Origin of the sequence: Pseudomonas sp. TAA207 (assembly GCF_001529285.1) — a bacterium.
Classification (GTDB): domain Bacteria; phylum Pseudomonadota; class Gammaproteobacteria; order Pseudomonadales; family Pseudomonadaceae; genus Aquipseudomonas; species Aquipseudomonas weihenstephanensis.
This window is the reverse complement of the sequence record NZ_LLWJ01000068.1, coordinates 22,152-41,533: the sequence shown is the minus strand read 5'-3', so window position 1 is coordinate 41,533 and position 19,382 is coordinate 22,152. Positions and strand designations below refer to the sequence as shown.

10 protein-coding genes, 1 other RNA gene and 2 pseudogenes are annotated in these 19,382 nt (G+C 58.1%); 9 read left to right on the top strand and 4 right to left on the bottom strand.

Going from position 1 to position 19,382, the window contains the following annotated elements; genetic code table 11:
• Positions 1-24 precede the first annotated feature (24 nt).
• Positions 25-792 carry a GntR family transcriptional regulator gene (locus AP059_RS14730; protein ID WP_059764082.1) on the top strand — a complete coding sequence of 256 codons (768 nt, stop codon included), beginning with the start codon at positions 25-27 and terminating at the stop codon, positions 790-792.
• 203 nt (positions 793-995) lie between these two features.
• Here AP059_RS14730 and guaD read toward each other — a convergent pair whose 3' ends face one another.
• From guaD to xdhA, 4 genes are read right to left on the bottom strand one after another with little or no spacing between them, the layout of a single operon-like run.
• Positions 996-2,294: a guanine deaminase gene (gene guaD, locus AP059_RS14725; protein WP_059764080.1), complete on the bottom strand. Its 1,299-nt coding sequence runs from the start codon at positions 2,292-2,294 to the stop codon at positions 996-998.
• 8 nt (positions 2,295-2,302) lie between these two features.
• Positions 2,303-3,145: a xanthine dehydrogenase accessory protein XdhC gene (xdhC, locus tag AP059_RS14720; RefSeq protein WP_059764078.1), complete on the bottom strand. Its 843-nt coding sequence runs from the start codon at positions 3,143-3,145 to the stop codon at positions 2,303-2,305.
• Positions 3,138-5,531 (bottom strand): xanthine dehydrogenase molybdopterin binding subunit, encoded by a 2,394-nt coding sequence (gene xdhB / locus AP059_RS14715; protein WP_059764076.1) that lies wholly within the window; start codon positions 5,529-5,531, stop codon positions 3,138-3,140. Before xdhB ends, xdhC begins: the two co-directional genes overlap by 8 nt.
• Entirely contained in the window at positions 5,524-6,978 is a 1,455-nt protein-coding gene (xdhA, locus tag AP059_RS14710) for a xanthine dehydrogenase small subunit (RefSeq protein WP_059764073.1), read from the bottom strand. The genes xdhB and xdhA overlap by 8 nt, the downstream gene beginning before the upstream one ends.
• Positions 6,979-7,212: 234 nt before the next feature.
• On the opposite strand from xdhA, the gene AP059_RS14705 reads away from it, so the two are divergent.
• The 8 genes and pseudogenes from AP059_RS14705 (at position 7,213) to AP059_RS14675 (ending at position 19,380) form a co-directional block, all read left to right on the top strand.
• A complete protein-coding gene (locus AP059_RS14705) occupies positions 7,213-7,872 on the top strand; it encodes a GntR family transcriptional regulator (protein ID WP_048365618.1) in 660 nt (219 codons plus the stop codon).
• Positions 7,873-7,874: 2 nt separating this feature from the next.
• Entirely contained in the window at positions 7,875-11,363 is a 3,489-nt protein-coding gene (gene smc / locus AP059_RS14700; RefSeq protein WP_059764072.1) for a chromosome segregation protein SMC, read from the top strand.
• A gap of 258 nt (positions 11,364-11,621) precedes the next feature.
• On the top strand, positions 11,622-12,509 hold the full coding sequence (gene zipA / locus AP059_RS14695; protein WP_048365620.1) for a cell division protein ZipA: 888 nt from the start codon (positions 11,622-11,624) through the stop codon (positions 12,507-12,509).
• A gap of 97 nt (positions 12,510-12,606) precedes the next feature.
• Positions 12,607-14,964: an NAD-dependent DNA ligase LigA gene (gene ligA, locus AP059_RS14690; RefSeq protein WP_059764069.1), complete on the top strand. Its 2,358-nt coding sequence runs from the start codon at positions 12,607-12,609 to the stop codon at positions 14,962-14,964.
• Between the two features lie 195 nt (positions 14,965-15,159).
• An RNA gene (ffs, locus tag AP059_RS14685) (signal recognition particle sRNA small type) lies at positions 15,160-15,256 on the top strand.
• Positions 15,257-16,094: 838 nt separating this feature from the next.
• Positions 16,095-16,376: pseudogene (locus AP059_RS23075) on the top strand (PAS domain-containing protein); the annotation flags it as partial.
• A 792-nt stretch (positions 16,377-17,168) separates the two neighbouring features.
• A pseudogene (locus tag AP059_RS23070) lies at positions 17,169-17,660 on the top strand (methyl-accepting chemotaxis protein); the annotation flags it as partial.
• A gap of 22 nt (positions 17,661-17,682) precedes the next feature.
• Entirely contained in the window at positions 17,683-19,380 is a 1,698-nt protein-coding gene (locus AP059_RS14675; RefSeq protein ID WP_059764066.1) for a putative bifunctional diguanylate cyclase/phosphodiesterase, read from the top strand.
• The last annotated feature ends 2 nt before the right edge of the window (positions 19,381-19,382 follow it).

The following is a 19,382-nucleotide window of genomic DNA, read 5'->3' as shown; positions in this document are numbered from 1 at the left end:
CGCCGCTATCCCACACGAGACCTCATGAACGAACAGTTGCAGCCCCTCAAGAAACCCACCCGGGCAGGTAAGGCCGGTCGCACCGGAACTCAGGACGATATCGTTTACGCGCATATTTTTGAGGCCATTCTCGAACAGCGATTGGCGCCGGGCACCAAGCTGAGCGAAGAAGCGCTGGGTGAGATTTTTGGAGTGAGCCGCACCATTATTCGTCGCGCGCTGTCGCGTCTGGCCCATGAAGGGGTGGTGTTACTGCGCCCCAATCGCGGTGCAGTGGTGGCCAGCCCGAGCATTGAAGAAGCGCGTCAGGTGTTTTTTGCGCGGCGTCTGGTTGAAAAGGCCATTACCGAACTGGCTGTTGTACATGCCACTGCCGAGGACCTCGCCGATTTGCGCAAAATGGTGCAAGACGAGCGTGACAGTTTCTCGCGGGGTGATCGCGGTGCAGGTATTCGCTTGTCTGGCGAGTTTCACCTCAAGTTGGCAGAAGCGGCAAAGAACACTCCGCTGATCAGCTTTCAGCGCAGCCTGGTGTCGCAAACCTCGTTGATCATTGCCCAGTATGAAAGCGGCAACCGCTCGCATTGCTCTTACGATGAGCACATGCAGTTGATTGATGCCATTGAGGCGCGCAATGCCGAGCTGGCGGTGAGCCTGATGATGCACCACATGGATCACATCGACAGCAAGCTCAACCTCGACGAAGAGAGCGCCTCGGACGACTTGCACGCGGTCTTCTCGCATTTGCTGCAAACCAAGGGCAAGCCCTCACGGCCGTCGGTGAAGCTTTGATTTGCAGTCGCTGCTTTGGGCAGCGACTGCATTCAAGCATCGAGCGTGTAAACCCGTAGGCGCTGACGAGTAACACGAGGCTGCGACCGGGCGCGCAGCGGTCGAAAAAACCATTCAACGCGGTGGCGCAGATCCACAACCATTAGAACATCGCCTTCGGCAACTGCTACGCCAACCCCGGCCATTGTCTGTAGCGTGTTCGCTCAGCGCTGGTGCACCAGGTTGCCGGCCGCAAAGGTCTGTTGCACGGTGCGGTCGTCGCCCAGCGTCATCAGGACGAACAGCGTTTCAGCGATGTTTTTTGATTGCTTGAGGCGATAGCTCAGCAGCGGAGTCGCGTTGTAGTCCAGCACCAAAAAGTCTGCATCAGTGCCCGGTTGCAGGGTGCCAATGCGGTCTTCCAGGCGCAGCGCGCGCGCGCCGCCCAATGTCGCCAAATACAACGACTTGAACGGGTTAAGGCGCAGCCCTTGCAGTTGCATGACTTTGTAGGCTTCGTTCAGGGTGTTGAGCAGCGAGAAACTGGTGCCCGCGCCTACGTCGGTGCCCAGGCCGACGTTAAGTTTGTGCTTTTCGGCCATTGGCAGGTTGAACAGGCCGCTGCCCAAAAACAGGTTTGAAGTGGGGCAAAACGCAACTGCCGAGCCGGTTTCGGCCAGCCGCGCGCATTCTTCGTCACATAAATGCACGCCGTGGGCAAACACAGAGCGCTCACCCAGCAGTTGGTAGTGGTCGTACACATCCAGATAACCTTTGCGTTCAGGGAACAGCGATTTAACCCATTCGATTTCCTGAAGGTTCTCGCTGATGTGGGTGTGCAGGTAAACGTCCGGGTATTCTGCGAGCAGTTTGCCTGCCAAGGTCAGTTGCTGCGGGGTGCTGGTGGGGGCGAAGCGCGGGGTGACGGCGTAATGCAGACGACCCTTGCCGTGCCAGCGTTCGATCAGCTCCTTGCTCTGGGCGTAGCCGGTTTCTGCGGTGTCTGTCAGATAGTCCGGCGCATTGCGGTCCATCATCACCTTGCCCGCGATCAGGCGCAGGTCCAGACGCTGTGCGGCTTCAAACAGTGCGTCAACGGATTGCGGGTGCACGCTGCCAAACACCAGTGCGGTGGTGGTGCCATTACGCAACAGCTCTTTGAGGAACACGTCCGCCACTTCTTGCGCGTGGGCTTTGTCTGCGAACTGGCTTTCGCACGGGAAAGTGTAGGTGTTGAGCCAGTCGAGCAACTGTTCGCCGTAAGAACCAATCATGCCGGTTTGCGGGAAGTGGATGTGGGTGTCGATAAAGCCGGGGGTGATCAGGGCGTCGGTGTATTCAGTGACGGCCACCTCAGCCGGCAAGGTGGGCAACAACTCGCGAGCGTTGCCGACGGCTTTGATCTGGCCGTCGTCAACGATCAGCAAGCCGTCCTCAAAATATTCATAGGACGCTTCGACGCCGACCTCGGCCGGGTCGGCGATGCTGTGCAAGATGGCGGCGCGGTAGGCTTTACAAGTCATCATGTTTCTCAGTTCGTGGCTTGGCTGCGTCGCGAGGACGGCAGCACTCTTTTAATGGGTTCGACGCTGGCACTCGGTTGGCCGAAGTGGGCGTTGTAGGTGGCGATAATTTCGCCGGCGATGGAAATGGCGATTTCAATCGGCAACTTGCCTTTGACTTCGCTCAAGCCCATCGGGCAGCGCATACGCTGCAAATGAGGGGCGCTGATGCCTCTGTCGCGCAGGCGGTGCTCGAACTTCATGCGTTTGGTTTTGGAACCAATCAAGCCGAAGTAGGTGAAGTCATTGCGTTTGAGCAGGGCTGCGCTGAGTTCCAGATCCAGGGCGTGATTATGCGTCATGACGATGCAGTAGCAACCCGCTGGCAGATCATTGACCTCATCCACCGGTTCATCAGTGATGATTTTTTGCACCCCCACCGGGATGTCGGCGGGGAACTCCTGCTCGCGCGAATCAATCCAGCGTACCCGACACGGCAAGCTGGCGAGCAGTGGCACCAGCGCCCGGGCCACATGGCCTGCGCCAAATACAGCGATCTGCGCCTGCACCTGGCCCATGGGCTCGAATAACAACACCGCCACGCCGCCGCAGCATTGTCCCAGGCTGGCGCCGAGGCTGAAGCGTTGCAGGTGCGTGTCGGGCTGACCGTTGTTCAGCCGCTCGCGGGCAATTTGCATCGCCTTGTATTCCAGATGGCCACCGCCGATGGTGTCGAAGGTTTGCGTGGCGCTGATGACCATTTTCGAACCGGCATTGCGCGGGGTTGAACCTTGTTCTTCGATGATGGTGACGAGCATGCACGGTTCGCCGCGCAGCTGTAAGTCGGCCAGGGCACTGATCCAGTTATGCATGCTGTTCATCCTGCGCCGTGGGGGCCTGTTGGGTGTGCTTGCGCATTTGCTCGCAGCCCCAGAGCACACGCTCCGGCGTGGCCGGTGCGTCGATGTCGGGTTGCACGCGGTAGTTGGCCAGGCTGGCCACTGCGTCCTTGATGGCGCACCACGCGGCAATACCGAGCATGAACGGTGGCTCGCCCACGGCTTTGGAGTGGAACACCGTGTCTTCCGGGTTTTTGCGGTTCTCGACCAGTGTCACGCGCAAGTCCAGGGGCATGTCCGCAACAGCGGGGATCTTGTAGCTGGCGGGGCCGTTGGTCATCAACTTGCCTTTGGCATTCCACACCAGCTCTTCCATGGTCAACCAGCCCGCGCCCTGAATGTAGCCGCCTTCGACCTGGCCGATGTCGATGGCCGGGTTCAATGAGGCGCCAACGTCATGCAGGATATCGGTGCGCAACATTTTGTATTCGCCGGTCAGCGTGTCGACGATCACTTCTGCACAGGCCGCGCCAAACGCGAAGTAATAAAACGGGCGCCCACGTGCCTGGCTGCGGTCGTAAAAGATTTTTGGCGTTTTGTAGTAGCCGGTGCTCGACAGTGATACCTGGCCGAAATAGGCCTGTTGGATCAGCGTCTCAAAACTCAGTAGCAGCTCGCCGACAAGCACCTGGCCGTTATGGAAAATCACCTCCTGCTCACTGACCGCGTAGGTGGCGGCAGCGAAGGCAATTAAACGCTGCTTGATGATTTCAGCCGCATTCTGCGCGGCCTTGCCATTCAGATCAGTGCCGCTGGAGGCTGCGGTGGGCGAGGTGTTGGGTACTTTGTCCGTATTGGTCGCGGTGATCTGTACGCGGCTGATGTCCACTTGAAACACTTCGGCAACCACTTGCGCGACCTTGGTGTTGAGGCCTTGGCCCATTTCGGTGCCGCCGTGATTCAAGTGAATGCTGCCGTCGGTGTAGACATGGATCAACGCACCCGCCTGATTGAGAAAGCTGGCGGTGAACGAAATGCCGAATTTGACCGGCGTCAGCGCCAGGCCCTTTTTCAGGTACGGGCTGCTGGCATTGAACGCCTTGATCGCTTCACGCCGTTGCGCGTACTGACTGCTGGCTTCCAGGTCGGCGGTCATTTCATCCAGCAGGTTGTGCTCAACGGTCTGGTAGTAGTGGGTTTCGTTGCGTTCGGTCTTGCCGTAGTAGTTGATTTTGCGCACGGCCAGCGGATCAAGCCCAAGATGGCGGGCGATATGGTCCATGACCTGCTCGATGGCCACCATGCCTTGCGGGCCGCCGAAGCCGCGATACGCGGTGTTGGAGGCGGTGTTGGTCTTGCAGCGATGGCCATTGATCGTGGCGTCGCCCAGGTAATAGGCGTTGTCGGCGTGGAACATTGCGCGGTCGACAATGGAGGCAGACAAATCGGGTGAATAGCCGCAATTGCCGGCCAGCTCCAATTGAATGCCTTGCAAGCGCCCGCGTGCGTCAAAGCCGACATCGTATTCGACGTAAAAGGGGTGGCGCTTGCCGGTCATCTGCATGTCTTCGACGCGGGGCAGGCGCATTTTCGCCGGTTGGCCGGTGATGCGCGCTACCACGGCGCACAGGCACGCGGGGCTGGCGGCTTGCGTCTCTTTGCCGCCGAAACCGCCGCCCATGCGGCGCATGTCGACGACGACTTTGTTCATCGACACGTCGAGGACTTCCGCGACTAATTTCTGGATCTCAGTGGGGTTTTGCGTTGAGCAATACACGATCATGCCGCCGTCCTCGGAGGGCATGACCGATGAAATCTGGGTTTCGAGGTAGAAGTGTTCTTGTCCGCCAATGTGCAACGTGCCTTGCAGGCGGTGCTCGGCATGTGCCAGTGCGTTTGCCGAATCGCCTCGCCGATGGGTGTGGCTGTCGAGCACAAAGTGTTTTTTGCGCAAGGCCTCGACCACGTCCAATACCGGCTCCAGGTCTTCGTATTCGATGATGGCGGCCATGGCGGCGGTGCGGGCGGTGTCGAGGTCACACGCCGCTACGGCCAGTATCGGTTGCCCGACGAACTCCACCGTGTCGATGGCTAAAAGCGGGTCGCCGGGCAGTAGCGGGCCGATGTCTTTAAGGCCGGGAATGTCGTGGTGGGTGATCACCAGGCGCACGCCGTCGATGGCGTAGCATGGCGAGGTGTCGACATGGATGATTTTGGCGTGGGCGCGGTCTGAAAGACGGGCATACACATGCAGTTGATTGGGGAATTCCAGACGGTCATCAATGTACTGCGCTTCGCCGCACACATGCTTTTGGGCACTGTCGTGCTTGACGCTGCGTCCGACACCGGTTTGCAGGTCTTGCTCGAACAGGGCCAGCAATTGGGCTTGGGACGGCTCGATCTTGTGATGGTTAGACATAAGCCGTCACCCGCGTTTGAAGGTCTGGGGTTTGCAGTTCGATGAAGTATTTGCGCAGCAGGTTTTGCGCGCTCAGCAGCCGGTATTCCTTGCTGGCGCGAAAGTCCGACAGCGGGGCGAAGTCTTCGGCCAATGCGAGGCAAGCGCGCTCAAGGTTGTCGTTGTTCCAGTGAGCGCCATTGAGCACGGCTTCACAGGCCGTGGCGCGCTTTGGCGTCGCGGCCATGCCGCCGAAGGCGATCCGCGCTTCGTTGACCACGCCCTGACTGATGCGCAGGTTGAACGCGGCGCAGACGGCGCTGATGTCGTCATCCAGTCGTTTGGAGACTTTATAGGCACGAAAGGTGGCATCGACGGATGCGCGGGGAATGATGATTTTTTCGATGAATTCGCCTTCTTGGCGCGCCGTCACGCGGTAATCAATAAAGTAGTCCTCAAGCGCCAGGGTGCGGCTCACTTCGCCTTTGCGCAGAACCAGGCGGGCGCCGAGTGCAATCAGCAGCGGAGGGGTGTCGCCAATCGGGGACGCGTTGCCAATGTTGCCGCCCAAGGTGCCCTGATTGCGGATTTGTAGCGAGGCGAAGCGTTGCAGCAATTGGCCAAAGTCGGGGTATTCACTGTTGAGCGTGGTGTAGGCGTCGGTCAGCGAAACGGCAGCGCCGATTTCAATTCGGTCTTCGATGTACTCAATGCGCTTCATTTCGGCCACGTTGCCGACGTAAATCATCACCGCCAGTGGACGGTGCAACTGGGTGACCTCCAGGGCCAGGTCTGTGCCGCCTGCCAACAAGCGCGCTTGTGGGCAAGCGTCATACAGGTCGGCCAGGTCGTTGAGGGTCAATGGCAGCAGGCAGCGCTTGTCTCCGCTGTTGAGTTCGTCTGTGCGGGTGGGGGTGATGGCTTTGAGGGCGGCGATGGTCTCGCGCTCGCGTGCATCAAACTGGTCGCTGCTGCGCTGCGAACAGGCGCGTTCGGCGGCGGCCAGAATCGGCCGATAACCGGTGCAACGGCACAGGTTGCCAGCCAGCGCTTCGTGGGCTTGATGAGTGTCGGGTTCGGTGCTGTTTTTTTGCAGCGCGAACAGCGACATCACAAAGCCTGGCGTGCAAAACCCGCATTGCGAGCCGTGGCACTCAACCATGGCGCGTTGCACGCTGTGCAGTTCGCCTTGATGCTTGAGGTCTTCGACGCTGATCAGTTGCTTGCCATGCAGGGTCGACATGAACGTCAGGCAAGCGTTGATGCTGCGATAACGCAAGCGCTCAGTGCCGTGTGGATCGGTGTGCAATTGGCCGATTACCACGGTGCAGGCACCGCAGTCGCCGCTGGCGCAGCCTTCCTTGGTTCCGGGTTTGTGCAGGTGCTCACGCAGGTAATTGAGCACGGTCAGGTTGGGGTCCAGCGCGTGCTCGGTACGCAGCGTCTGGTTAATCAGGAACTGGATCACGGAAGGCCTCGCAAAATCATTATTGTTATCGAGCGGGATGGGCTGAATTTAGTCATAACTGACTCGCGGGTCAAGAAAATGAGTGCGGGCTACCAAAACGACAGTTTCGGGAGGGTAATTACCCGGTTATTTGCTTAAATCGTGCCAAATTCTGCGTCCCGGGCACTCCGCTAGTACGTAGCAAGTGCGCTACACTGCGCCGCTTGCACTGATCAAAGATTTTGAAGGTAAAACATGACGTTCAAGGCGCCGGACAGCCTCGCCGAGCAAATCGCTCATCACCTCGCCGAACGGATCATTCGTGGCGAGTTAAAGCCTGGGGAACGCATTCAGGAACAGAAGGTGACGCTGGCGCTCAATGTCAGCCGCGGCTCTGTGCGTGAGGCATTGTTGATCCTGGAGCGTCGGCACTTGATCGCCATCCTGCCGCGGCGCGGTGCGCATGTCACCGAACTGACTGCGCACAAGGTGCAGAGCCTGTGCACGTTGATGAGTGAGTTGTACATCTTGCTGGGTAATGCAGTGGCGCAGCGTTGGGCCGTTCAGGCTGACCTGGGCCCGTTCCTGCAAATTCAGCAGCGCTTGAGCGCCAGCCTTGAGCGCCAGGACATCAGCGCGTTTGTCGAAGACAGCTTCAATGTGATGCGCGCGGCGTACCCCTTCGCCAACAATCCGTACTTGCAGGAAACCGTAGAAAATCTGCACCCGGCCATGAGCCGTGCCTATTACCTGGCACTGGAGCAGCGCAAGGCCGCGATGAATGAATTCCTCACCTTGTTCGCCCAGTTGCTCGACGCGGTGGTCGCCCGCGACCTGCCGCGCATTCGTGTGGTGCTGAGCAGCTATGCCCAGCGCAGTTGTGATCTGGTGTTGTCTGCCTTGACGGTTGCCTGAGCGTGCGTCTCAAGTGCATCAAACTGGCGGGTTTCAAGTCTTTCGTCGATCCGACCACGGTTAACTTCCCCAGCAATATGGCGGCGGTGGTGGGGCCTAATGGTTGCGGCAAGTCCAACATCATCGACGCCGTACGCTGGGTAATGGGCGAAAGCTCAGCCAAAAACCTGCGTGGCGAGTCGATGACCGACGTCATTTTCAATGGCTCAACGACCCGCAAGCCCGTCAGTCAGGCCAGCATCGAGCTGGTGTTTGATAACTCGGACGCCACCTTGCTGGGCGAATACGCGGCTTACGCCGAGATTTCCATTCGCCGCAAAGTGACCCGCGACAGCCAGACCACCTACTACCTCAATGGCACCAAGTGCCGGCGTCGCGACATCACCGATATCTTCCTCGGCACGGGCCTTGGGCCGCGCAGCTACTCGATCATCGAGCAAGGCATGATCTCGAAACTGATCGAGTCCAAGCCCGAAGACCTGCGTAATTTCATCGAAGAGGCGGCAGGCATCTCCAAGTACAAGGAGCGCCGACGCGAGACCGAAAACCGTATCCGTCGCACCCATGAAAACCTCGCGCGTCTCACCGATCTGCGTGATGAGCTGGGGCGTCAGCTTGAGCGCTTGCATCGCCAGGCCCAGTCCGCCGAGAAGTATCAGGAATATAAAGCCGAAGAGCGTCAGCTCAAGGCGCAACTGTCAGCCCTGCGCTGGCAGGCACTGAACGAGCAAGTTGGCCAGCGCGAAGCGATTATCGGCAATCAGGAAGTCAGCTTCGAAGCCCTGGTGGCCGAGCAGCGCAACGCGGACGCGAGTATCGAGCGCCTGCGTGACGGGCACCATGATCTGTCAGAGCGCTTCAACTTGGTGCAGGGGCGCTTCTATTCCGTGGGCGGTGACATTGCCCGCGTTGAGCAAAGCATTCAACACGGCCAGCAGCGTTTGCGCCAGTTGCAGGACGACTTGCGTGAGGCTGAGCGTTCGCGGCTCGAAACCGAATCGCATTTGGGTCACGACCGCACGCTGCTGGCCACGCTGGGTGAAGAGCTGGCGATGCTTGAGCCCGAGCAGGAACTGACCAGCGCTGCCGCCGAAGAGGCCGGTGCCGCGCTCGAAGAGTCCGAAGTCACCATGCAAGCCTGGCAAGAGCAGTGGGATGCTTTCAACCTGCGCAGTGCCGAGCCGCAGCGCCAGTCCCAAGTGCTGCAAGCGCGCATTGCGCAACTGGAAACCAGCATGGAGCGGGTGGCTGAACGTCAGCGTCGTTTGGGGGAAGAGCGCGCCTTGCTCGCGGCTGACCCGGAAGACGCTGCCATTCTGGAGCTGAGCGAGTGTCTGGCCACCAGCGAATTGACTCACGAAACGTTGCAGGCCACTGAGGATCAGGTGGTTGAACGTTTGGAACAGGTGCGTCACGACCTGCAACAAGCCACACACAATCAGCAACAGGCTCAGGGTGAATTGCAGCGGCTCAATGGCCGTTTGGCATCGCTTGAGGCCTTGCAGCAAGCCGCGCTGGACCCGGGCACGGGCACCGCACAATGGCTGCGCGAGCACCAGCTCAGTCAGCAGCCGCGTCTGGCAGAAGGCCTGAGCGTTGATGCGGGCTGGGAGCTGGCTGTCGAAACCGTGTTGGGTGCTGATCTGCAAGCGGTGTTGGTCGATGACTTTGCGCGGTTCGATCTGGCAGGGTTCGCACAAGGCGACTTGCGTTTGTTCAGTGCAGGCACACCCTCACAGGGCATGGCGGGCAGTTTGCTCGACAAGGTTGAGTCGACGTTCGACCTCGCGCCTTGGCTGGGGCAGGTCAAGCCGGTTGAGACCCTTGAGCAGGCGCTGGCACTGCGTGCGCAACTGGCAGACGGGCAAAGCCTGATCAGCCGAGACGGCTATTGGGTGGGGCGCAATTTTCTGCGTGTTCGCCGTGCCAGCGAAGCTGAGAGCGGCGTGCTGGCCCGTGGCCAGGAAATCCAGCGCCTTGAGCTTGAGCGCGATGAGCGCGAAGCCACGTTGGCAACACTCGAAGCGCACTTGCAGCAGTTGCGTGAGCAACAGCTGACGCAGGAAGAGGCGCGTGAGCAGGTGCGCCGTCGCTTGCAGGACGAGGCGCGGCAGCAGGGTGAGATCAAAGCCAAACTCTCAGCCAGCAAAGCCAAGGTCGAGCAACTGACCCTGCGCCGTCGGCGTCTGGATGAAGAGCTGACTGAACTGGGTGAGCAGCGCACCGTTGAACATGAACAGGTCGGTGAGGCGCGTCTGCACTTGCAGGATGCGCTGGATGCTATGGCGACAGACACCGAGCAGCGCGAGCTGTTGCTGGCGCAGCGTGACAGTCTGCGCGAGCGTCTTGATCGTGTGCGTCAGGATGCACGCCAGCACAAGGATCACGCGCACCAATTGGCGGTGCGCCTGGGTTCGCTCAAGGCTCAGTACGATTCGACGCGCCAGGCCCTTGAGCGCCTGGAGTTGCAGTCCGAACGCCTGAACGAAAAACGTGAACAACTGAACCTCAATCTGGAAGAGGGCGAAGCGCCGCTTGAAGAACTGCGTCTCAAGCTCGAAGAGCTGCTCGACAAGCGTTTGAGTGTGGATGAAGAGCTTAAAGTCGCCCAAACCGCGCTTGAAGATGCCGATCGTGAGTTGCGCGATGCCGAGAAGCGCCGCAATCAGGCCGAGCAACAGTCGCAACTGATCCGTGGTCAGCTTGAGCAACAACGCATGGAGTGGCAGGCGCTGACGGTGCGGCGTACCGCGTTGCAAGATCAGTTGCTGGCTGACGGCTATGACTTGCACGGCGTGCTGGCCACGTTAAGCAACGAGCTCAATGAGCAGCAGGCGCAAGAAGAATTGGAACGCATTGCAGCGCGAATCCAGCGCTTGGGCGCGATCAACCTTGCAGCCATCGACGAGTACCAGCAGCAGTCCGAGCGAAAACGTTATCTGGATGCACAGGATGCGGACTTGGTCGAAGCGCTTGAAACCCTGGAAAACGTCATTCGCAAGATCGACAAAGAAACCCGCAGCCGCTTCAAAGACACCTTTGATCAGATAAATGGCGGTTTGCAGGCCCTTTTCCCAAAAGTTTTCGGCGGAGGCAGCGCTTATTTGGAACTGACGGGCGAAGATTTACTCGATACAGGGGTAACGATCATGGCGCGCCCGCCAGGCAAAAAGAACAGCACCATCCATTTGCTGTCGGGTGGCGAGAAGGCATTGACCGCGCTGGCGCTGGTTTTTGCCATCTTTAAATTGAATCCGGCCCCGTTTTGCATGCTCGATGAAGTGGATGCGCCGCTGGATGACGCGAACGTCGGGCGCTATGCCCGTCTGGTGAAAGAGATGTCCCAGACGGTGCAATTCATCTACATCACCCACAACAAAATCGCCATGGAAATGGCCGATCAGTTGATGGGGGTGACGATGCATGAGCCTGGCTGTTCACGTCTGGTCGCGGTTGATGTCGAGGAGGCAATGGCAATGGTCGAAGCTTGAGCTATAAGCAAGTAGGGTCAAAAATTTCTGCTGGTAGGAATTTTCCTTTGCGCTTGAGTGATTTGTATCGTGCGCATGTAGCTTTGTTGGCATAGCTCAATGCGACAGACGGTGTAAAGTTATCTTTGGTCGTGCTAATTTAGCGTCTAATTTTTTTGTACGTGGGTAAAACGCCATTCAGAACATAGAGTTGGCGCCACGTTTTAAAGGGCTTTAGGCTCTTCTTCATAGAATCATTTTTTAGGGGCAAGGGATTACATGGAAATCGGTCTGCGCGAGTGGCTGATCGTCATCGGCATAGTGGTCATCGCCGGTATTCTTTTTGATGGCTGGCGCCGGATGCGCGGCGGCAAGGGCAAACTTAAGTTTCGCCTTGACCGCAGCTTTTCCAATGTGCCGGACGAGGAGGAGACCAGCGCCGAGTTGCTGGGCCCTTCACGTGTTCTGGACACCCCGAACCATAAAGAGCCGCAACTCGATGAACATGACTTGCCGTCCGTGAGCATGCCGGCGCGTGAGAAGGGTGCCAAGCGCGGCAAGCGGGGTGGCGAGCCAAGCCAGGGTGACTTGAACCTGAACCTCGATCTTGAGGATGACGGCCCGAGCCTGAGTGCCCGTGATGACTTCGCGCCCGAAGCCAAGCCTGCCCGTGGTCGTGCAACCTCCAGCCCGTCCATGTCGGCGGTGGTTGAAGACAAAGAGCCGCAACCCGCTGCCGAAGAAGTGCTGGTCATCAGCGTCATCAGTCGTGATCCGGCGGGCTTCAAAGGCCCTGCGCTGTTGCAGAACATTCTTGAAAGCGGTCTGCGTTTTGGCGAGATGGATATTTTCCACCGCCACGAAAGCATGGCCGGTAACGGCGAAGTGCTGTTCTCGATGGCTAACGCCGTCAAGCCGGGCGTGTTTGATCTGGACGACATTGATCTGTTCAGTACCCCGGCCGTCAGTTTCTTCCTCGGCTTGCCAGGCCCGCGTCATCCCAAGCAGGCGTTTGATGTGATGGTCGCTGCTGCACGCAAACTGTCGCAGGAGCTTAATGGCGAGCTTAAAGATGATCAGCGCAGCGTGTTGACCGCGCAGACCATCGAACACTACCGTCAGCGCATCGTTGAGTTCGAGCGTCGCGCACTGACCCAAAAGCGCTAAACCTTGTGGGAGTCAGCCTCTTTGCTCCCGCTCAAACGCGAATGAATCAACTCAAGAGCAGCCACGGCTGCTCTTTTGCATTGTGAGAGAACACCCCATGACTGCCGCCCATACTCGAATCCTGGCGCTGCGCGCTGAACTGGACCAGCACAACTATCGCTATCACGTCCTCGACGAGCCAAGCATCCCGGACGCTGAATACGATCGCCTGTTTCGCGAGCTCAAGGCGCTGGAAGCTGAGCATCCGCAGTGGATCACCCCTGATTCACCGACCCAGCGGGTCGGCAGTGCGGCGTTGTCGGCCTTTACGCAAGTGCGACATGAAGTGCCGATGTTGAGTTTGGGTAACGCCTTCGATGAATCGGACATGCGCGAGTTTGACCGGCGCGTGCAAGAAGGGCTGGATTTGCCTGCCGCTGATTTGCTGGGTGGCGGCGCCGAGGTTGAATACAGCTGTGAACCCAAGCTGGACGGCCTGGCGGTGAGCCTGCTTTACCAGGATGGGCATCTGGTACGCGGTGCCACGCGGGGGGATGGCACCACAGGTGAAGACATCAGCGTCAATGTGCGCACCGTGCGCAATATCCCGCTCAAGCTGCACGGCAGCGGCTGGCCCGCAGTGCTGGAAGTGCGTGGCGAAGTGTTCATGTCCAAGGCCGGGTTCGACCGTTTGAATGAAGCCCAACTGCAAGCGGGTGGCAAGACGTTCGCCAACCCGCGTAATGCGGCGGCCGGCAGCTTGCGTCAACTGGACTCCAGGATCACCGCCAGCCGCCCACTTGAATTCTGCTGTTATGGATTGGGGCAAGTCTCGCAAGAGTTTGCGGATACCCACATCGGTAACCTTAAGCAACTACAGCAATGGGGCATGCCCATTAGTCATGAGCTGAAACTGGCCAAGGGCATTGGCGAGTGTCTGGATTACTACCGCGACATTGGCGAACGTCGTGCGGCGCTGCCTTACGAGATCGACGGGGTGGTGTTCAAGGTCAACAGTTTGGCCTCGCAGCGCGAATTGGGTTTTCGGGCGCGTGAGCCGCGGTGGGCGATTGCGCACAAATTCCCGGCAATGGAAGAGCTGACCCAATTGCTGGATGTGGAGTTTCAGGTGGGCCGTACCGGTGCAGTGACCCCCGTCGCTCGCCTCAAGCCCGTCAAGGTGGCTGGCGTGACGGTATCCAATGCGACATTGCACAACATGGATGAAGTGGCGCGTTTGGGGCTGATGATTGGCGATACCGTGATCATTCGTCGTGCGGGGGATGTGATTCCGCAAGTGGTGCAAGTGGTGCTCGAACGCCGTCCAGACGACGCTCGCCCTGTGCACATCCCCCAAAGTTGCCCGGTCTGCGGTTCCCATGTTGAGCGCACACAACTGATCAAGCGCAGCAAGGGCCGTGAAACCGTCAGCGAAGGCGCGGTGTACCGGTGTGTGGGGCGTCTGGCCTGTGGTGCGCAACTCAAACAGGCGATTATTCACTTTGTCTCGCGCAGAGCGATGGACATCGAAGGTCTGGGTGAGAAAAGCGTTGAGCAGTTGGTGGATGAGGGGTTGGTGCGCTCGCCAGCGGACTTGTACATCCTGAGTTTCGAACAGATCGTCGATCTTGAAGGTTTTGCCGAGTTATCGAGCAAGAATCTGTTGGCTGCGATTGCCGACAGCAAGCGTCCGACGCTGGCTCGCTTTATCTATGCATTGGGTATTCCAGATGTAGGAGAAGAGACGGCCAAGGTGTTGGCGCGCTCTCTGGCCTCGCTTGAGCGCGTACAGCGTGCGTTGCCGCAAGTGCTCACGTATTTGCCGGATGTCGGTCTTGAGGTGGCGCACGAGATCCACAGCTTCTTCAGTGATGAGCATAACCGGCAGGTCATCAGCCAACTGCTGGAGCGCGGGCTTGAGTTGCAGGATCAAGGCGATCTGGGCGCCGAATTTGCAGCCAGCACCACGTTGGGTGGTTTGATCGACAAACTGCACATTCCGTTTGTTGGGCCAGGTGGTGCGCAAAAACTCGCCGACAAGTTCGGCTCGCTCCAGGGCGTGATTGATGCTGACTGGCTGGACATGCGCCAAGCCTTGCCGGAAAAACAGGCCAAGGCGGTGCGTGAGTTTTTTGACAACCCTGAAAATGCCCAAGTGGCACTGGCGATCGAGGCGCAACTGCGTGATTTCGGCATGCATTGGCACAGTGAGAAAAAAACCGTCGCCGGGTTGCCGTTAGCGGGTCAGACGTGGGTATTGACGGGTTCGCTGGAGTTGATGAGCCGCGACGTCGCCAAGGACAAGCTCGAAAGCCTGGGCGCTAAAGTCTCGGGTTCGGTGTCGGGCAAGACGCACTGCGTGGTGGCGGGGCCGGGTGCCGGCTCCAAGCTGACCAAAGCCAATGAGTTGGGCCTCAAGGTGCTGGATGAGGAGGCGTTTGTCGCGTTTTTGAGCGCGCAGGGCATCGCGCTCTGACGCAGCGCTGACGAAGGTAGCGTGCGACAGCGCAGGAATCGGACGCGATCTGCGCGAGCGGCTACGGGGTGAGGATGAAAAATCCAAGTGCTTGAGCCTGTTCATTTTTTTATTCTTGAATAGGCGGTTGTAAGTTTTCATCAGACAGGTACAATGGCGCCGTTCGCTGCTAGGCGAACGTTGTTATGGTGACCCTATCGGTCCCTCCGCAACGATTACCCGTGAACCTGGTCAGATCCGGAAGGAAGCAGCCACAGCGGGAACATTGTGTGCCGGGGTGTGGCTGGTGGGGTTGCCTCCATTTCAAAATCTCCTTTTTTCCTTCGTAAGAACACGACCGAGCTATCGGACTTTTCGTGATTTTTTGCTGTGGGTGATCGTTTTTCAGGGCGTTTTAGTCTTTGGAGTGACAAGGGTGCTGTCTGCTCTTTGAAGCTAAATGGGTGTGTCTGGCCTGATTTCATATATCGAATATGTCTTTCGAATGCATTTATATCGTCTACATTTCTAACCAGCAGGCTGTTTATTCGCTCAGGGTATAGGTGGGGTAAGTCCTCGACGTGCAGGTTGTTGTGTGGGGTACTTTGCTGCGTTATTTTAATGTATTACCTGACCTGTTTGATTGGTTATTAATTTCTAATAAGGTCGTATTTTTTTATTAAATGGAACTAGGGTGCCGATTTTTTTAGGAAGTTGTCTTTAGGACGATTCCTAAAGTTAGGGGGCGGTGCGATATGCATGCGTGGGCCTCTCAAGCCCCTTGGTTAAAACCGCTGTAAGCCTTGGTGGGCAGGGATGAGGCGTATTCGTCTATTACTATTAGGCGTCCATTTAGTGTGTTTCGTTTTTTGTGCTTAAAATAGCCGTGTGATTAACTAAGGGTGTTGTCTTGCGGGGTGTGTGTTGTTTTGTCGCGTCGTTTGATGACTTGCAAAATTGAAATTAGTTTGTAGAATTGCGCTACTTTTTGATCTTCTTCAAGCCCGTGCCTGTTCAAGGATGTTGGGTGCTGTTGTGCGTCTGCTTAATACTTTTTGGATCCTATTAAGTGTGTTTGTGGCGAGCCTTGGGGTTGTTCTTTTTTTTATATCGGCGCGTGCGAGCGTGCTGTCCACAGGTGGAGTTTTACCGTGCGCATTAACCTTCCCGTGAGCGGTGTTGAACAAACTTTTCCGGACCATCAACGGCTGATATCCGCCACTGATGTTCATAGCCATATCACCTACTGCAACGCCGAATTTGCAGCCATGAGTGGCTTTGCACAGGATGAGTTGATTGGCAGCACGCACAATCTGGTGCGACACCCGGACATGCCCGCGTCCGTGTTCGAATTGATGTGGCGCTACCTCAAGGCCGGTAAAAGCTGGATGGGCGTGGTCAAGAACCGCTGTAAAAATGGCAACTACTATTGGGTCAGCGCTTATGTGACGCCGATTCTTGAAGACGGGCGTGTGGTGGGCTATGAGTCGGTGCGGGTCAAGCCTACCCGTGAGCAAGTGGCGCGGGCCGAAGCCTTGTATGCGCGCTTGCGTGAGGGTAAACCGGCCGTGTCCGGGTTCCATCGCGCGACTCAAAGTGCCAGCGTCCTGCTACTGCCGGTGACCGCCGCGATTGTTTCGATTGCCAGTGCATACGTCCTCCCGGCTTTGGCAGCGCAGAGCCTCACTGCCGCCCTGTTTGTGGGGGTGGGTATCTGGGGTCATTCACGCGTCGGCCAGCAATTCAATCACATCGTTAATGCTTCGCCCGATGCGTTTTCAGACCCGGTCAGTGCGATGGTTTACAGCGACTCGCAGGGTGGCGTTGCGCAACTGCACATGATTTTGATCAGCGAAGAAGCGCGTTTAAAAACCGCGTTGACCCGCTTGCTGGATCTGGCCAATCAAATGGCAGAAGCGGCCGCTGACTCCAGCCAGTTGTCGAGTGATACCGAAAGTGCCTTGTTGCAACAGCGGGCTGAGACAGACATGACGGCCGCCGCCATGACTGAAATGGCCGCGTCCATATCCGAGGTGGCTGTGCATGTGCAGCACACGGCGGCTGAAGCGAACACCGCCAATCAGTTGGCAGAAGAAGGCAGTCACGTGGCCGGTACCACGCGTGATGCCATCCAGCTGCTGGCCAATACGGTGAACCAGATCAACGCTGCGGTGGGTAATCTGGCGGGGCAGACCCAGGAAATCATGGCGGCCGCTGGCATGATTCGGGCGATTGCCGACCAGACCAACCTGCTGGCACTCAACGCTGCCATCGAAGCCGCGCGTGCCGGTGAGCAAGGGCGCGGGTTTGCGGTGGTCGCCGATGAAGTGCGGGCGCTGGCGGGCAAGACCCGAGAGTCGACCGAGCAGATCCAGGGCATCATCGAAAACCTGCAAGTGGGTGCTGATGAGGCGGTAAATATCGCCAGCCTGGGTATTCAGGAGGCCGAACAGGGCGTGCGTCAGGTGTTGCAAGCGCAAGAGGCGTTGCAAGGCATCCGTCAGGCGGTAGAGCGCATCACGGACATGAGCCAACAAATGGCGGCAGCTTCGCAAGAACAGTCCTACGTGGCCGAGGATGTGTCACGCCAAATCAACAACGTGGCGCAAACCGTGCAAAATACCGCGCAAAACGCCAATGCGGCAGTGGTTCGCGGCGGTGAACTCAAGCGAATTTCTTCGGGGCTGCGGGCCTTGGTGGATCGTTTCAACCGGTAATGTGCAAGGCAGTGAATGAATCATGGACGATATGTACCGCAAGGCAGTGGATGCTGCTGCGATTTTTTCCGAGACCGACCTGAACGGCCGGATCACCTACGTCAACGAGCAGTTTTGTGAGGTGTCAGGTTATCCGCGCGAAGAATTACTGGGTGCCAATCACCGGATTCTGAACTCGGGCTTTCACCCGCCCGAGTTCTTCATCGGCATGTGGCGCACTATTGCCCAGGGGCAGGTGTGGAAAGGTGAAATTTGTAACCGGGGCAAGGATGGCACCGTTTACTGGGTGGACAGCACCATGGTGCCGCTGGTGGATGAGTCCACCGGCGAGGTGCGCAAATATTTGTCGATCCGCTTTGATGTCAGCGAAAAGCGCCAATTACTGCACACCCTGCAATGGCGGGTGGGGCACGACGTGCTCACCGGGTTGCCGAACCGGGCGTATTTGTCGGAGCTGTTGAACCGCGCGCTGGAGTTCTCTCGGGCCGAGGCCATCCCGTTGGCGGTGTGCATGCTCGACCTGGATGGCTTCAAGGCGGTCAATGATGGCTACGGCCATGCCAGTGGCGATTTGTTGTTGATCGAAGTGGCCAAGCGGTTGAAAGGCATCATGCGGGGCGAGGACGTTGTAGCGCGGCTGGCAGGCGACGAATTCGTGCTGATTTTGCGCCATGTACGCGATGCCGATGAGCTGCGCGGCGCCATGCAACGCGTGCTGGCCGCCATCTCGCAGCCTTACACGGTGTGCGACAAAACCCTCAGTGTGTGCGCAAGTATCGGCGTCACCCTCTATCCCCCTGACAATGAAGATGCGGGCACCTTGCTGCGCCACGCGGATCAAGCCATGTACGTGGCCAAACAAAGTGGCCGTAACCGCTTCCATTTGTTTGATGTACTCAAAGGGCGCGAGATCAAGGCGACGCATCAGCAAGTCGAGCGCGTGCGTCAGGCACTGGCGGCGGGGGAGTTGTGTTTGCACTATCAGCCCAAGGTCAATATGCGCACCGGTGAAGTGGTGGGTTTTGAAGGGTTGTTGCGCTGGCAGCACCCGAAAAAAGGCCTGGTGCAACCCGCAGATTTTTTACCGGTGATCGAGCAGACCGATTTGATCATCGACATCGGTGAGTGGGTGATTGCCCAGGCCATTGAGCAAATGCACGCATGGCAGGGCCAGGGCGCGCATTGGCCGATCAGCGTCAATATCGCGGCCCGGCATTTCCAGCGGGCGGATTTTGTCGAGCGGCTTAAAGTGTTGCTGGCCAGGCATGCGGATGTCGCGCCCGAAAAGCTTGACCTGGAAATCATCGAATCGACGGCCATCGAAAACATGCAGCATGTCAGTCAGTGCCTCGAAGCGTGTCAGGCATTGGGCGTGCGTTTTTCACTGGATGATTTTGGCACCGGCTATTCGTCACTGAGTTACCTCAAGCGTTTGCCGACCCAAACCATCAAAATCGACAAGTCTTTTGTGCGCGATATTTTGCATGACAAGGACGATTTGGCGCTGACCGTTGCCGTGGTGGGACTGGCGCGGGCCTTTGGGCGAAAAGTCATCGCCGAAGGGCTTGAAAGCGAAGCGCAGGGCAGTTTGTTGATGCATCTGGGGTGCGAAGTGGCTCAGGGCTATTTCATTGCACGGCCGATGCCGATTCGCGACGTAGCCAGTTGGGTGGCCAGTTTCAAGCCGCCCACCGCCTGGTTGCACCAGGCCTGCGCTTAAGT

Excerpts from the sequence above, each read along its gene's own strand:
- AP059_RS14730 (WP_059764082.1), top strand. The coding sequence starts at position 25 with ATGAACGAACAGTTGCAGCCCCTCAAGAAACCCACCCGGGCAGGTAAG.
- guaD (WP_059764080.1), bottom strand. The coding sequence starts at position 2,294 with ATGACTTGTAAAGCCTACCGCGCCGCCATCTTGCACAGCATCGCCGAC.
- xdhC (WP_059764078.1), bottom strand. The coding sequence starts at position 3,145 with ATGCATAACTGGATCAGTGCCCTGGCCGACTTACAGCTGCGCGGCGAA.
- xdhB (WP_059764076.1), bottom strand. The coding sequence starts at position 5,531 with ATGTCTAACCATCACAAGATCGAGCCGTCCCAAGCCCAATTGCTGGCC.
- AP059_RS14705 (WP_048365618.1), top strand. The coding sequence starts at position 7,213 with ATGACGTTCAAGGCGCCGGACAGCCTCGCCGAGCAAATCGCTCATCAC.
- zipA (WP_048365620.1), top strand. The coding sequence starts at position 11,622 with ATGGAAATCGGTCTGCGCGAGTGGCTGATCGTCATCGGCATAGTGGTC.
- ligA (WP_059764069.1), top strand. The coding sequence starts at position 12,607 with ATGACTGCCGCCCATACTCGAATCCTGGCGCTGCGCGCTGAACTGGAC.
- AP059_RS14675 (WP_059764066.1), top strand. The coding sequence starts at position 17,683 with ATGGACGATATGTACCGCAAGGCAGTGGATGCTGCTGCGATTTTTTCC.